Source organism: Celeribacter baekdonensis (assembly GCF_900102315.1).
Classification (GTDB): Bacteria; Pseudomonadota; Alphaproteobacteria; order Rhodobacterales; family Rhodobacteraceae; genus Celeribacter; species Celeribacter baekdonensis.
In genome coordinates, this window is sequence record NZ_FNBL01000002.1 from 275,958 (window position 1) to 288,958 (window position 13,001).

The 13,001-nt window shown below is 58.9% G+C and carries 15 protein-coding genes; 8 read left to right on the forward strand and 7 right to left on the reverse strand.

Annotation, left to right across the window (positions count from 1 at the left end):
- Positions 1–41 precede the first annotated feature (41 nt).
- Entirely contained in the window at positions 42–1,064 is a 1,023-nt protein-coding gene (locus BLT54_RS05510) for a Hint domain-containing protein (protein WP_245707954.1), read from the reverse strand.
- 464 nt (positions 1,065–1,528) lie between these two features.
- Here BLT54_RS05510 and BLT54_RS05515 point away from each other — a divergent pair, with 464 nt between their 5' ends.
- The 3 genes from BLT54_RS05515 (at position 1,529) to BLT54_RS05525 (ending at position 4,654) form a co-directional block, all read left to right on the forward strand.
- Positions 1,529–2,308 carry an SDR family oxidoreductase gene (locus BLT54_RS05515; RefSeq protein WP_009570842.1) on the forward strand — a complete coding sequence of 260 codons (780 nt, stop codon included), beginning with the start codon at positions 1,529–1,531 and terminating at the stop codon, positions 2,306–2,308.
- A gap of 130 nt (positions 2,309–2,438) precedes the next feature.
- A complete protein-coding gene (locus tag BLT54_RS05520; RefSeq protein ID WP_074642466.1) occupies positions 2,439–3,494 on the forward strand; it encodes a methyltransferase domain-containing protein in 1,056 nt (351 codons plus the stop codon).
- Between the two features lie 80 nt (positions 3,495–3,574).
- Positions 3,575–4,654 (forward strand): ABC transporter ATP-binding protein, encoded by a 1,080-nt coding sequence (locus BLT54_RS05525; RefSeq protein WP_074642469.1) that lies wholly within the window; start codon positions 3,575–3,577, stop codon positions 4,652–4,654.
- Positions 4,655–4,661: 7 nt separating this feature from the next.
- Here the strand turns inward: BLT54_RS05525 and BLT54_RS05530 are convergent, their stop codons facing one another.
- Together BLT54_RS05530 and BLT54_RS05535 are read right to left on the reverse strand one after the other, a co-directional pair.
- Entirely contained in the window at positions 4,662–5,372 is a 711-nt protein-coding gene (locus BLT54_RS05530; protein WP_245707955.1) for a helix-turn-helix transcriptional regulator, read from the reverse strand.
- Positions 5,373–5,374: 2 nt separating this feature from the next.
- On the reverse strand, positions 5,375–5,701 hold the full coding sequence (locus BLT54_RS05535; protein ID WP_074642476.1) for a hypothetical protein: 327 nt from the start codon (positions 5,699–5,701) through the stop codon (positions 5,375–5,377).
- A gap of 216 nt (positions 5,702–5,917) precedes the next feature.
- Here BLT54_RS05535 and BLT54_RS05540 point away from each other — a divergent pair, with 216 nt between their 5' ends.
- The 4 genes from BLT54_RS05540 to BLT54_RS05555 all read left to right on the forward strand — a co-directional run bounded on the left by BLT54_RS05540 (position 5,918) and on the right by BLT54_RS05555 (position 8,690).
- Complete coding sequence (locus BLT54_RS05540) at positions 5,918–6,133, forward strand: twin-arginine translocase TatA/TatE family subunit (RefSeq protein ID WP_074642049.1); 216 nt, start codon at positions 5,918–5,920, stop codon at positions 6,131–6,133.
- A gap of 105 nt (positions 6,134–6,238) precedes the next feature.
- The gene (gene tatB, locus BLT54_RS05545; protein WP_083351704.1) at positions 6,239–6,946 is read left to right on the forward strand and encodes a Sec-independent protein translocase protein TatB; all 708 of its coding nucleotides are present in this window, start codon (positions 6,239–6,241) and stop codon (positions 6,944–6,946) included.
- Positions 6,943–7,836 carry a twin-arginine translocase subunit TatC gene (tatC, locus tag BLT54_RS05550; protein ID WP_074642051.1) on the forward strand — a complete coding sequence of 298 codons (894 nt, stop codon included), beginning with the start codon at positions 6,943–6,945 and terminating at the stop codon, positions 7,834–7,836. The genes tatB and tatC overlap by 4 nt, the downstream gene beginning before the upstream one ends.
- 11 nt (positions 7,837–7,847) lie before the next feature.
- Positions 7,848–8,690 (forward strand): ATP-binding protein, encoded by an 843-nt coding sequence (locus BLT54_RS05555; RefSeq protein ID WP_074642053.1) that lies wholly within the window; start codon positions 7,848–7,850, stop codon positions 8,688–8,690.
- Positions 8,691–8,991: 301 nt separating this feature from the next.
- Here BLT54_RS05555 and BLT54_RS05560 read toward each other — a convergent pair whose 3' ends face one another.
- The 3 genes from BLT54_RS05560 to surE all read right to left on the reverse strand — a co-directional run bounded on the left by BLT54_RS05560 (position 8,992) and on the right by surE (position 11,711).
- Positions 8,992–10,188 (reverse strand): LysM peptidoglycan-binding domain-containing M23 family metallopeptidase, encoded by a 1,197-nt coding sequence (locus tag BLT54_RS05560; protein WP_074642055.1) that lies wholly within the window; start codon positions 10,186–10,188, stop codon positions 8,992–8,994.
- Between the two features lie 90 nt (positions 10,189–10,278).
- Positions 10,279–10,920, reverse strand: coding sequence for a protein-L-isoaspartate(D-aspartate) O-methyltransferase (locus tag BLT54_RS05565; RefSeq protein WP_074642058.1), 642 nt, complete (start codon positions 10,918–10,920; stop codon positions 10,279–10,281).
- Positions 10,920–11,711, reverse strand: coding sequence for a 5'/3'-nucleotidase SurE (gene surE / locus BLT54_RS05570; protein ID WP_074642060.1), 792 nt, complete (start codon positions 11,709–11,711; stop codon positions 10,920–10,922). Before surE ends, BLT54_RS05565 begins: the two co-directional genes overlap by 1 nt.
- A gap of 169 nt (positions 11,712–11,880) precedes the next feature.
- Here surE and BLT54_RS05575 point away from each other — a divergent pair, with 169 nt between their 5' ends.
- The gene (locus BLT54_RS05575; protein ID WP_074642062.1) at positions 11,881–12,282 is read left to right on the forward strand and encodes a VOC family protein; all 402 of its coding nucleotides are present in this window, start codon (positions 11,881–11,883) and stop codon (positions 12,280–12,282) included.
- A gap of 23 nt (positions 12,283–12,305) precedes the next feature.
- Here BLT54_RS05575 and BLT54_RS05580 read toward each other — a convergent pair whose 3' ends face one another.
- Positions 12,306–12,974, reverse strand: a complete 669-nt coding sequence (locus BLT54_RS05580; RefSeq protein ID WP_074642483.1) for an SDR family NAD(P)-dependent oxidoreductase — start codon at positions 12,972–12,974, stop codon at positions 12,306–12,308.
- Positions 12,975–13,001 lie beyond the last annotated feature (27 nt).

A 13,001-nucleotide genomic window follows, 5' to 3' on the forward strand; every position in this document is an offset into this window, starting at 1 on the left:
AGGGAGCGCCATTTAGGTTTCATTGCAGCTTAAATACTCAATTACGCCGAGGCCGAGCGCAGCAGTTCCGCCGCAACAGAGGGCTCCAACATGCCATCATGCAATTCAAACGCGCGTGGCGACTCAGCGACGGCGTGGGTGGTTCTGATCCGGGCCTGTATGTCTGCGGGGAGGGCGGATCGCACCTGCCCATCAACAAACATGCTCTCGGCGGCGATGCCTTCGGCGTAGATGATTTCATGGCTGTCAAACAGCAATTGGAAGTAATCGACAAACCCACCCTCGGTCTGAACGACATTGACGCCATTGACCAAAAGTTTTGCCTTTACAAGAACTTCGGCACGTCCTGCGCGGGCATGGTCACGGCGTTGATAGATGAAAATCCGGTGGTTTGGCGAGACAATCAGATCATGTTCGTTGTTCAAAGCGCCCTGTTTGATCACAATGGGGGCAAAGGCACCGGTGGCGCGGACGGTTTGTTGACCGATCCAACGGATTTCACGCGGTCCATGGTCGCGGGTCAAAACACGGTCGCCCACGGCCAACTCTTCGATTGGTTTTTGTAGCCCATTGGCCAATGTGATCCGTGTGCCTCGGGTAAAGGCGACATAGGCGACCTCTGCCAGACGCGCCCGCGCGCTGTCTCGGTCGATTTTGACCAACACATATTCGATGTCGGGATCAATCGGGGCAAAAGGCAACAGATAGGTGTCTTCGATCAGGCCCGTTGCATCGGTCTCAATCAGAATCAGCGCCTCAACTGTCGCGCCTGAACCGGCCATAAACGTGGCCACACAATCGAGGTGAAGCGCGGCCCCGGTTTGGTGGCCCAATTGGGAGTTAGCCGCAATGCTCAAACCCGTTTCATCCACCACAATGGACAGGCGCTCACGCTTGGCGGTTTTTTTCAGGCAATAGGCATCGGCCAGTTCAATTTCATCAGCATGTCCAATGGGTTCGCCAAGGTTGATGCCATGTCTGACACAAAAATCAATGGCGCGGTACACCGGAAGTGTCTGCACGGGGCCGGTCGGGGCCATGTGGTTTTGTGTTTTGCCTCTCATCTGCGTGTTCATCACTCCCCCCGACCACATTCTTTGACAGTTGCACGGATGAAAGCGGTCACACAGGGCCTACTGTGCCGACGCATCTCGAATCCGTTCTGTTCCACCACCATCAGGCAGGTATTATGTCTGGAAAAGCCTTGTTTGTACACTGTTCTACTCCGCACCCTCGTGACACCAACACTCATCACAACGCATTCAAGCTATTTGGAACAAGCTATTTGGAAACAGTGGCAGGATTTTGTCAGGACTGGTTCAATGTTGGGGGAATTGGGCGGAAATCGTGCCATTTTGGTGAACGCGTGAGTGCCAATGTATCGGTCGCATATGACGGATATTCGACTCGGCCTCGTCGAGGCCTGTGGTCCGAAGAGAGTGATGAAAGGTGACATCCGACGGGGGTAGCCCTAAAACAAGGCGATATGCGACGACATCAACGCGACGATCACGAAGGGAAGATAAGGATGGATCTTGGGATCAGTGGAAAGCGGGCTTTGGTCTGTGCCTCCTCCAAAGGGCTTGGTCTGGGCTGTGCCCGTGCCTTGGCCGAGGCGGGGGTGGATTTGGTGATGAATGCGCGCGGAAGCGAGGCGTTGGAGCGTGCCGCCGCCGGGATTCGCCAAGATTTCGGCGTTTCGGTCACCACCGTTGCCGCCGATGTGACCTCGGACGATGGCCGCGCCGCCTTGCTCAAAGCTGCGGGAGAGGTCGATATTCTGGTCACCAATGCGGGTGGCCCGCCGCCGGGCATGTGGACCGATTGGGACCGCGAGGATTTCATAAAGGCGTTGGATGCCAATATGTTGACGCCGATTGCGTTGATCAAAGCGCTGGTGCCGGGGATGATGGACCGGGGCTGGGGCCGGGTGGTGAATATCACCTCCGTCTCCGTCAAGGCGCCGATTGCCGTTTTAGGCCTCTCGAATGCTGCGCGCACCGGGCTGACGGGGTATGTTGCCGGGACCTCACGGCAAGTGGCGGCCAAGGGCGTGATCATGAACAACCTGTTGCCGGGGCTTCATGCCACCGACCGTACGGTGTCCTTGGACAAGGCGGCCTCGGAGGCCTCTGGCAAACCCGCAGCAGAGATTCGCGCCGCAAAAGTAGCGGCCATTCCCGCCGGGCGTTACGGCACGGCTGAGGAGTTTGGCGCCACATGTGCGTTCATGTGTTCGCAATTTGCGGGCTTTATGGTCGGGCAAAACATCCTCTTGGATGGCGGGGCAACGACGACCACGATGTGATCCGCTCCGCCGCCCGCACTTTGGGCGGCGGGCATCACGGCTTTGGCATGTTTTGGCATGTGCGGTGTTTTTACTTGCGCTTGTTCCATGAGTCGCGAAATCTAAGACCGCGACAATGGGGGAGGCCAGCATGAGCCACGCAGATGTTCAGGACTATTACGGCAAGGTGCTTCAGGGCAGTTCGGATTTGAAAACCAACGCCTGCTGTACCGCTGGGGACATGCCTGATGCGCTCAAAAAGGCGCTCTCCAACATTCATGACGATGTGCTCACGCGCTATTATGGTTGCGGTCTGATTGCTCCCGATGTGCTTGAAGGCACACGGATTTTGGATCTTGGCTGCGGTGCCGGGCGCGATGTCTATGCGCTGGCGCAGATGGTGGGCGAGGCCGGGTTTGTCGCCGGTGTCGATATGACCGAAGAACAATTGGCCGTGGCGCGGGCCCATCAGGGCTATCACGCCGAAGCCTTTGGCTACGCCGCCTCAAACGTGGCGTTTCACGAGGGCTACATCGAAAAACTCGATGATTTGCCGCTGGATGCGGGGTCTTTTGACATCATCGTCTCCAATTGCGTTTTGAACCTCGCGATGGACAAACCTGCCGTGTTGCGTGAGGCCTATCGGTTGTTGAAGCCGGGCGGCGAGATGTATTTTTCCGACGTTTATGCCGACCGACGCGTGCCTGAGGCGCTGCGGGCCGATCCGGTGCTGTATGGTGAATGCCTCTCCGGCGCGCTGTATTGGAAGGATTTCGAACATATGGCGCGGGCGGCCGGGTTTGCCGATCCGCGCCGGGTCACCCATCGCGCTTTGACGGTGGAAAATGCGGAACTGGAGGCGAAGGTCGCGCCGATTTCGTTCATGTCCGCCACCTATCGCCTGTTCAAACTTGATCTTGAACCGGAGTGCGAAGACTATGGTCAGGCTGTGATGTACAAAGGCACCGTGCCCGGCGCGCCCCATGCCTTTGCTCTGGATGCGGGGCATGTGATGGACACGGGGCGGGTGTTTCCGCTCTGCGGCAACACGTTCAAAATGCTCAAAGATACGCGCTTTGCACCGCATTTCGCCTTCATCGGCGATTTTTCAACCCATTTTGGCCTGTTCACGGGCTGTGGTGGCACCAGCCCATTTGACAGTTTGATCGCAAGCACCGCGGACGCCCCCGCGTCCTCCTGTTGCTAAGGCGGGTTTGGACTGATAGGGAGCCTTAGAGTTTTCGTCAGACAAACCATATATGCGCAACCGATCCTGTGACTGATCCCGTGACCACCCCCCGGTTAGAAATCCGCAACATCACCCGCACCTTTGAGGGGCGCGAGGTGGTGTCTGATGTGTCGCTCACCGTCATGCCGGGGCAGGTGACCTGTCTTTTGGGGCCGTCTGGCTGTGGCAAATCGACGACGCTGCGGATCATCGCGGGCGTCGATATGCAGGATACGGGCGAGATTTATGTCGATGGGAGCCTGGTCTGTGACACCCAGTTTCGGGTGCCGCCGGAGCGCCGTTCGATTGGTTTGATGTTCCAAGACTTTGCACTTTTCCCGCATTTGTCGGTCGAAGACAACGTGGCCTTTGGGTTAAAAGGCGACAAATCGAACAAAAGAGCGCGAGTGCGTGAGTTGCTTGAAAAGGTCGATCTTTTGCGCGCGATTGACAAATACCCGCATGAATTGTCCGGCGGTGAACAGCAACGGATCGCGCTTGCACGCGCCTTGGCCCCGCGCCCGTCGATCATGTTGATGGACGAGCCGTTTTCAGGCCTTGATGAGCGCCTCAAAGATGACATTCGCGACAGCACTCTGGATGTGCTCAAGGCCGAAAACACCGCTGTTCTGCTGGTCACCCACGAGCCGCATGAGGCGATGCGGATGGCCGATGAGATCGCCCTGATGCGAGACGGCAAGATCGTCCAACAGGGCGCGCCCTATAATATTTACAACGCTCCGGTGGACCGTCAGGCCGCCGCGTTTTTCAGCGATATCAATGTGATCCGCGGCACGGTTCGCAATATGGCCGTGACCACCGCCTTTGGCGAATTCCTCTGTCCGCCGCGCCCGGATGGCACGGAGGTCGAGATTGTCATTCGGCCACAACATCTGCGCATCGACTTTGATCGTGACGGGCGCGGGCCCAATCCGACGCCGCAAGACGGCGCACCCGCGCGTGCCATTGTCGAACGCGCACGGTTCATGGGACGTGAGAGCCTTGTGGAATTTCGGATGGATTTTGACGGCTCGATGTTGAAAGCCACGGTGCCCTCGGTGTTTTTGCCCAAACCGGGCACGCCGATGTGGCTGATGATGCGCCGGGATCGGTGTTTCGTCTTTCCGGTCGCCTCCTGATACTTGGCTAACATTTGGCCTTTTGCAGGGCGATAAATTCCGCAAGCGTTTTCCCCGGCTCATCGACAAACTGCGCCCCGGTGTCGATCACCCGCTCGATCCGATCCACCCGGAACACCCGAAAGTCCTGCCGCGTTTCGCACCAGGCCGAGAGGGTCCAAACACGCCCCCAATATTCAAGCTGAAGCGGGCGGACAACGCGGGTGCTGATCTGATCGTCGAGCGCTTTATAGGTGATCCGCAGCCGCTTTTTCTCCCGCACCGCCTCGCGCAATCCGGGCATATGGCGAAATCCAGCGGCGGCATCGGCAAAGGGAAACACCGCAAACCCCCACCCGGCACTGGGCGGGCCGGAGTTTTCGGGCAGCACGGCGTCGATCTTGGCGGCAAGGCTTTGGGCGTTTTGCGCCAGTTCCGGGTCGGTCGCCTCGCTCAAAATCGCCACCGCCAAATGCAGCGCCTCCAATTCCCCCATACTCAGGTTCATTGGCGGCAAGGTGATCGGGGAGGTGACCATATAGCCGACGCCGCGCTCGCCCTCGACCGGCACACCAGAGGCGCGCAGCGTGGCCATATCGCGCCAAATCGTGCGTTCCGACACCTCAAGTTTTGCGGCCAGTTCATGGCCTTTGTGGAGCTTTCCATCCCGCAGGATTTGAATAAGATCAAACAGGCGGTCACTGCGCCGGATACCGGTTTGTTTGCGACCGCCTGCCATGGTTATGCCGCCTCAGGAGATATGATGCGCGCAAGGGTGATGGGGGCGTGGCCCATGCTCACCGTGTCGCGGTCCACCAGCGCCATGAACGCCTGCGCCTCAGGGGCGGCCATGAATCCGGCATCCGCCGCCTTGGCTGCGGCGTCATTGGCCCAGACATAGTGCTCATGCCAAAGCCCGCTTGCGTCCTTGTAAAGCGTGCGGGCGCGAAAGCCCTCGCACCGATCCAGATAGGCGTTCAGACCCTTGGCCACCGCAGTGAGGTCGCTGTCGCTCACCCCGGCAATGGTGCGGAAGGTAACAGTTTCAATGATTTGAATATCAGACATGATGTCTCCGATTCGAGTTTCAACACCGTCACCATGGGCAGTTTCAACTGACATAAACCTGTCAGTAGCGTTTTTCCACCCCTGCCCATCGCGCCAATGTTGTGCATCGGGGGAGAATCCGTCGTTTTGGCCTTTTCCTTGGTCTCAGAGCCGCCTAATCCTAATCCTCGCGAGATTTGATCACCGGGCGCATCGCCCGCACCGATGGAGAACCACATGCTCAACAATATCGGCCTTCCCGGCCTCCTGCTCATCGCTGTCGTCGTTTTGGTCCTGTTTGGCCGCGGCAAGATTTCCGGCCTCATGGGCGAAGTCGGCAAAGGCATCACCTCCTTCAAAAAAGGCGTCTCTGAGGGCTCCAAAGAGATCGAAGACGAGGCCGCACAGGTTGCCAAAGACGTCACCCCCGAAGAAGAAAAAGACAAGGTCTAAGACCTGTCTTTGGGCGGGACCTGTCTCGCCTTCGCCGGATCTGGGCCTCGTTTGGGGTCGGGATGATCCGCTTCTTTTGGGTTTTTGTGAAAAAGGCGTGTGCGCATGAGTGCTATCGTGATGCCGTCCATTCCGCTCTTCTTTGACATGGGCATGTCAGAACTTTTGGTCATCGGGGTCGTGGCGTTGATCGTCGTCGGCCCAAAGGACCTGCCGGGGATGTTCCGAACGCTGGGACGGTTCACGGCGCGGGCGAAATCCATGGCGCGGGAGTTTTCGCGGGCCATGGAAAGTGCTGCCGATGAGAGTGGGATCAAAGAGGCCACAGACGCCTTCAAAGGCGCGACAAACCCGAAGAAATTCGGGCTTGATAAGCTCAACGATGCGGCATCGACCTTTGAAAAATGGGACCCTCTGAAGTCTTCTGATGGCAAGGCTGCGCCGAAAACGACGGCGTTGCAAAAGGATGAGCTGAGCCCCGAGCGAGCTGAGGCGGCCAAGAAAATTTCAGAGAGTGCGGCAAAGAAAGCGGCCGAGCGCAAAGCGGCTGAGGCGGCTGAGGCAGAGGCCGCTGCGGCACCTGCGAAGGCGACTGCAAAGGCGACTGCCGCGAAGAAACCGGTGGCAAAAAAGCCTGCCGCGAAGAAGCCTGCACCTAAGACGACGGCGGCCAAAACAGCGGCCAAGCCGACAGCCAAGCCGACGGCGGCCAAACCTGTCGCTGCAAAAAAGGCAACGGCCCCGAAAGCCACGCCTAAAAAGGCGGTGGCCAAATCGACCAAGATGAGCACATCGAATGAGGGCGAGGCATGAGCCAAACTGACAGCGATATCGAAGACAGCTCCGCACCGTTGGTCGAACATCTGGCCGAGCTGCGGAGCCGGTTGATCCGGGCCGCTTTGGCCTTTGTCGTTGCCATGGTGATCTGTTTTACCGTGGCCAGTCCGATCCTTGATTTTCTGTTGATCCCGATCGAAAAATCCATGCGCGCCTTGGGCAACCCGAACCCGGTGATGCAATACACGGCACCGCAGGAATATTTCTTTACCCTGATCCGCATTTCGATGGTCGGCGGCTTGATGCTGTCCTTCCCTGTCGTCGGCTATCAGCTTTGGCGCTTTGTCGCGCCGGGGCTGTACCGCAATGAAAAGAATGCGTTTTTGCCGTTTCTCATCGCCTCACCGATGTTGTTCCTCGCGGGCGCGGCCTTTGCGCAATATGTGGTTGTGCCGCTGGCGATGACGTTCTTCTTGGGCTTTGCCGATCTGCCCTCTTTTGTCGGCGCACTTGTCGCCAATGGCGGCGATGTGGCAACCGCGACCCAGGACACGGGCATCAACATCGTGTTCAACGGGAAGGTGAATGAGAGCCTCGATATCACGTTGAAAATGATTGTGGCCTTCGGGCTGTGCTTTCAGCTTCCGGTGCTGTTGACCCTGATGGGCAAGGCCGGATTGGCCACGGCGCACGGGCTGCGCTCAACCCGTAAATATGCGGTTGTGGGCATCCTGACCGTCGCCGCCTTGGTCACGCCACCGGATGTGACGACCCAGTTGATCCTGTTTGTCGTGGTCTATGGCCTCTACGAAATCTCCATCTTCCTCGTCGCCCGCGTTGAAAAGAAACGCACCGAAGAACTGCGCGCCGCTGGCGTTTTGGACGAAGACGAAGACCTGTTCGGCGATTTTGACGACGATAAATAAGCGAGGTTGCCATGAGCAAAAAGACCCTCAAACGTATTGCGGAGGCCTTGGAACGCATGGCCCCCGCGCCTCTGGCCGCACCTGATTTTGACGGGGCAGATGCCTATGTCTGGCACACCGAACCGGACGCGCTTGTGCCGGTTCAAAACGTGTCGCGGGTCGATCTGTCGCTGCTTGTCGGTGTGGATCGCTCGCGTGACACGTTGCTTGAGAACACCCGCCAATTCGCGCGCGGCTTGTCGGCCAACAATGCGCTGTTGTGGGGGGCACGGGGGATGGGCAAATCATCCTTGGTGAAATCCGTTCATGCGGCTGTGGTGGCCGAGGGCTTGGACCTAAAGATTGTTGAAATGCAGCGCGAAGACCTTGGCTCTGTGTCGCGGCTTTTGGCGCTTTTGCGCGGCTCCGAGCATCGGTTTTTGCTATTCTGTGATGATCTGTCCTTCAGCCATGATGACGACCATTACAAATCCCTCAAAGCCGTGCTGGATGGCGGGATCGAAGGTCGGCCAGACAATGTTTTGTTCTATGCCACCTCAAATCGCCGCCACCTGATGCCTCGCGATATGATTGAAAACGAACGCTCTTCTGCGATCAATCCCTCGGAGGCGGTAGAGGAAAAAGTCTCGCTTTCGGATCGCTTCGGTCTATGGCTGGGCTTCCATCCCTGTTCGCAGGATGAGTATCTGACGATGATCCGCGGCTATTGTGACGCCTATGGGGTTCAGATCGACGCCGATACACTGCGTGCCGAGGCGGTGGAATGGCAAGCCACCCGCGGCTCGCGCTCTGGCCGGGTGGCGTGGCAATATTTCACCGATTTGGCTGGGCGCAAAGGTATCGCGCTCGGATAAGTGAGTATTTAAATCACGATAAAGCCAAATCACGGTAAAGCGGAAGGCCCGCAGGGCTGCATCCCGGCCGCCGATCCATAGCGCAGTGGCGTCTTCGGAAGGGTTTTGGTCCCACGGGCCGGGATGTCTTTACCGCGAACGGTCATCGGCGCTCCCGCCTGTACCGTGATTGAGATAGATCAGATCAAGGTTAAGACAGGGTTTCCAAACGCAAAGAGGCCGCGCCTTTTCGCGCGACCCCTTGTTTTTACCGTTGTGTCTTTACCGTGCTGTTTTTACCGTGAAAAAATACTCAAACCCGTCAGTTCAAATAGGGCGTCGGGTCCACGGTTTGTGTGCCTTTGAAGACCATGAACTGCAACGCGTTGAATTCGTTGGCTGTCACTTTTGCGATGGTCTGACCGCGTTTGACGCTGGCGCCCTTTTTCACCGAAATGCTGTCGATAAAGCTATAGGCGGTTTGCAGGCCGTCGCCGTGATCGACCACCATGATTTTCACCCCATCGGCGTTGGTCGAGATCAATTTGACCGTCCCGTCCTTGGCCGCTTTCACCGGCGTGCCTGCGGGGGCGGAAAACAGGATGAATTTCGATTTGGTCTTGTCGTAATCGCGGATGATCGCGCCGGAGACCGGTTTGGCCATCTCTGAGTTTGACGTCTGTGTCGCGCCAAGGTCGGCGGCCGGTTTGGTGACCGCAGGGGCCGGTTTGGCCAAGTCTGGATCGGGCAGGGGGGCCGCGGCAGAGGGCGGTGTGGGTGTGGCCGACCCTTTGCCCGGCTCGGTCGTGATGGCGGTCTCAGAGACGCCCTCGGATGTTTTCACCGGGATCAAAAGATAGCGGCCTTCGGTGACAGCAAGGTCAGATCCAAGCCCGTTCCAATCGGCCAAGGCGCGTACGGAGACACCGTATTTACGGGCGATGGAATAGGCGGTTTCGCCGCGCTGCACTTGGTGGCGGATCGGTTCCATGCCAGCCACCGGTTCGGACGGATTGCTCTGTGCAATCGTTGTGGTGGTTGTTTTGGTCTCAGCGTCGGTGATGGCCTCATCTGCCAGAGCCGCGATGTCGATACGTTCGCCCGTGGCAATGGTGCCGGTTGGGGTCACGGTGGATTGGCCGTCACCGATCCGGCGGGGCAGGGCGATCACTTCGCCGGGGCGCAGGGCCACGTCCACCGGGATGCCGTTGTAGCGGGCCAATTCCGTCACGGGAAGGCCGACACGCGCCGCGACAGAACCGATGGTGTCGCCACGTTTGGCCACAACCACTTGGTAATTCGGATAAGAAATCACACCCTGCGCATTGGGGATCGGCTTGGCGGCGGTTTTGGCCTCATTGGCGGCAGGTGCCGTCGAGAATGCATCGGTCAGACCGCGCATGTCAAAGTCGATCGGTTTGTCGCACGCACTCAGCGCCAAAAGCGCCGACCCCAGCAAAAGGGCGCGCCCCCGGTTTTGCGCATTTCCACGCCTTTGTACCAAAGATGAAATCGTCATGGCTCTATCCTCAAGTCCTTGGGCATTGCCCTGTGTTGGAGATTGGCCCCATGGCCGCCCCTGTCACCCCCTCTTGAACGGAGGGTTCGTTTACTCCTGACCCATCCCCTCGACGAGGGGCACGAAGCGCACGGAACGGAGTTCTTCGTAGTCAAACCCGGTCTCGGTGCGTGTCACTTTGATAAGGCTTTGGACCGCGTCCGACTGCCCCACTGGTAAAACCATGATACCGCCTGTTTTGAGCTGCGCCAAGAGCGGGCCGGGAGGGTCCTCTGCGGCGGCGGTCACAAGGATGCGATCAAACGGTGCCTGATCGGGCAGGCCATAGCTGCCATCAATCGCCATGGCGGTGATATTGACGATGCCGAGGCTGTCAAACACGACCTGAGCCTCGCGCACAAGGCGCAGGTAGCGATCCACGGTATAGACGCGGCGGGCCAGTTGGCTGAGGATCGCGGCCTGATAGCCGGAGCCGGTGCCAACCTCCAACACCTTATCGCGCGGCTGCACATTGAGCGCCTGTGTCATCAGCCCCACCACGGAGGGTTGAGAAATCGTTTGGCCACAGGCGATGGGCAGCGGCATATCCTCATAAGCGCGGGTGGCAAACAGGCCTTTGACAAAGCCGCCGCGGTCGATTTTTTCCATGGCCTGAAGCGTGCGCCCATCGGTCACCCCCTTGGATCGGAGGGTGTAGAGGAACTGCATCTGCGCTTCGGGGTTCATGGTCATCAGAGGGCTTTTTCCAAGGCGGAGAGGCCTTTGATCATGTCATGCGCGGTCAGATCGGCGCGCATCGGTGTGACCGAGATATGGCCGGCCAAATTGGCCGCCACATCAGTGCCGGGGCCGGTGTCGACCGATTGCTCGGACCCGCGCACCCACAAAAACCGTCGTCCGGTGGGCGAGACTTGGCCTTCGATGCCAAAGCCCGGCGTTTTACGTCGACCTTGGCGGCAAATGGCGAGACCTTTGGTCTCAGAGGCCGGAAGAGGTGGAAAATTCACGTTGTAAAACAAGGTGTAATCCGCGCCTTCGCCCCAGGGTGCTTGGGTCAGAAGCGTGTTGACGACATCGGCGCCATGCATGGCAGCGCTTTCAAACATATCCTCAAGTGTGGCGTTTTGCGGTCCGAAAAATTGCGACAGGGCGATGGCTTTCACGCCCTGCAATGCCGCTTCCATCGCGCCGCCGATCGTGCCGGAATACATCACGTTTTCGCCCGCGTTATTGCCCCGGTTGACGCCAGAGAGCACCAAATCCGGCCGCTCCGGCAATATGTCATGCAACCCGGCCAAAACGCAATCGGCGGGCGAGCCTTCGGCAGCCCAACGGCGCGGGGCAAGCTCGGTGATCATGGTCGGGTGAGAATAGGAAATGCAATGCGCAACGCCGGATTGTTCGAACGCGGGGGCGACGACCCAGACCTCACCTTCGGGACCGGCAACCGTATGGGCGATGGCCTCAAGCGTTTTGAGGCCCGGCGCATTGATGCCGTCATCGTTGGTGATCAGGATGCGCATGGAGGGGCCCTTTTGTCTGACTGGCACTTGTCTTCCTTTCCTCCTTAAAGCAGGCTCGGAATCGCGGCAAGGTCAGTGGCCCACCGCAGCCCTGATATTTATGGCGTTTCGGGAAAAACCTGAGGTCTAAAGGTGCCACGACACGCTTATCGTGAATTGGAGAGAGAGTATGTCTGTAACCGCCCCACGCCCCGTGCTCGACGCAATCGCCGTGACCGCCACTGACATGGCGCGGTCTGTGGCGTTTTATCGCCTATTGGGGTTTGATTTCGACGGGGTCGAGACCAATGCCGATCACGTCGAACCCAACACCGCGCCGGGGTCGGTGCGGTTGATGATCGACGCGGCGACATTGTCGGAAACACTGATTGGGGAAAAGCCGCGCCCCGCGAACCATTCCGCCTTTGCCATGCTCTGTGCCACGCCGACAGAGGTGGACCGGGTGGCGGGTGAGATTGCAAACGCCGGGTTCACCGTGGTGGACGCGCCTTGGGATGCGTTTTGGGGGCAACGTTATGCCACGGTGGTGGACCCGGATGGCTACAAGGTCGACCTGTTCGCGCCCTTGTAATCCGTGGCCGTCATCAGCGGCGCTCAGATCACCCCGATCTCTTTGAGCAAACGCGGCGCTTCGTCGCGCGGATGGGTCAGCGTGGCTTTGTCTTCGCCGGGAAAGAACCGCGCGCGGGTGCCTGTCGGCATCGGGCGCGGGGACAGCACATGAATGCGCGGCGCTTTTTCGACATGCGCGACCTCGGCCTGCCAACTTTTGGCCATGGCGATCTGCGCGGCTTTCGAGGCCCCGTAAGCGCCAAAGAATTTCTCGCCCGCATGCGGATCATCGAAAAACAGGACATCGGCGGGGGCGGCGGCCATGGTCAACAGCGGTGAAATCATCGGCATCAGCTTGCCGGTGGCGGTCACATTGGTGCCGATGGTGCGGTCGAAATCCTTGGGGTCGATGTGATCGGCGGGCGACAGGAGTTGCGCGTAGATCGCCGTGTGCGCCCAAAGGTCGAGATGCCCCCAACGGTCATAGATGCCGCGGCACAGATGCGCCATCGCGTCTGGGTTGGTCACGTCCATCGGGGCCAATGTGGCGTCGCCGCCCTTGGCTTTGATCCGGTCGTCCAACTCTTCGAGCGCGCCTGTGGTCTTGGCCACGGCGACGATGTGATAGGTCGGGGCCAACGCTTCGGCGAGGAAAAAGCCAAGGCCGCGCGATGCGCCGGTGATGAGGGCGACTTTTGTGTGGTCTGTCATGTTCTCTTCCCAGTCATCAGGGGCCGT

What these genes read in the sequence shown, in the direction of transcription:
- BLT54_RS05510 (WP_245707954.1), bottom strand. Translation starts at nt 1,064, where the DNA reads ATGAGAGGCAAAACACAAAACCACATGGCCCCGACCGGCCCCGTGCAG.
- BLT54_RS05515 (WP_009570842.1), top strand. Translation starts at nt 1,529, where the DNA reads ATGGATCTTGGGATCAGTGGAAAGCGGGCTTTGGTCTGTGCCTCCTCC.
- BLT54_RS05520 (WP_074642466.1), top strand. Translation starts at nt 2,439, where the DNA reads ATGAGCCACGCAGATGTTCAGGACTATTACGGCAAGGTGCTTCAGGGC.
- BLT54_RS05530 (WP_245707955.1), bottom strand. Translation starts at nt 5,372, where the DNA reads ATGGCAGGCGGTCGCAAACAAACCGGTATCCGGCGCAGTGACCGCCTG.
- BLT54_RS05535 (WP_074642476.1), bottom strand. Translation starts at nt 5,701, where the DNA reads ATGTCTGATATTCAAATCATTGAAACTGTTACCTTCCGCACCATTGCC.
- BLT54_RS05540 (WP_074642049.1), top strand. Translation starts at nt 5,918, where the DNA reads ATGCTCAACAATATCGGCCTTCCCGGCCTCCTGCTCATCGCTGTCGTC.
- tatB (WP_083351704.1), top strand. Translation starts at nt 6,239, where the DNA reads ATGAGTGCTATCGTGATGCCGTCCATTCCGCTCTTCTTTGACATGGGC.
- tatC (WP_074642051.1), top strand. Translation starts at nt 6,943, where the DNA reads ATGAGCCAAACTGACAGCGATATCGAAGACAGCTCCGCACCGTTGGTC.
- BLT54_RS05555 (WP_074642053.1), top strand. Translation starts at nt 7,848, where the DNA reads ATGAGCAAAAAGACCCTCAAACGTATTGCGGAGGCCTTGGAACGCATG.
- BLT54_RS05560 (WP_074642055.1), bottom strand. Translation starts at nt 10,188, where the DNA reads ATGACGATTTCATCTTTGGTACAAAGGCGTGGAAATGCGCAAAACCGG.
- BLT54_RS05565 (WP_074642058.1), bottom strand. Translation starts at nt 10,920, where the DNA reads ATGACCATGAACCCCGAAGCGCAGATGCAGTTCCTCTACACCCTCCGA.
- surE (WP_074642060.1), bottom strand. Translation starts at nt 11,711, where the DNA reads ATGCGCATCCTGATCACCAACGATGACGGCATCAATGCGCCGGGCCTC.
- BLT54_RS05575 (WP_074642062.1), top strand. Translation starts at nt 11,881, where the DNA reads ATGTCTGTAACCGCCCCACGCCCCGTGCTCGACGCAATCGCCGTGACC.
- BLT54_RS05580 (WP_074642483.1), bottom strand. Translation starts at nt 12,974, where the DNA reads ATGACAGACCACACAAAAGTCGCCCTCATCACCGGCGCATCGCGCGGC.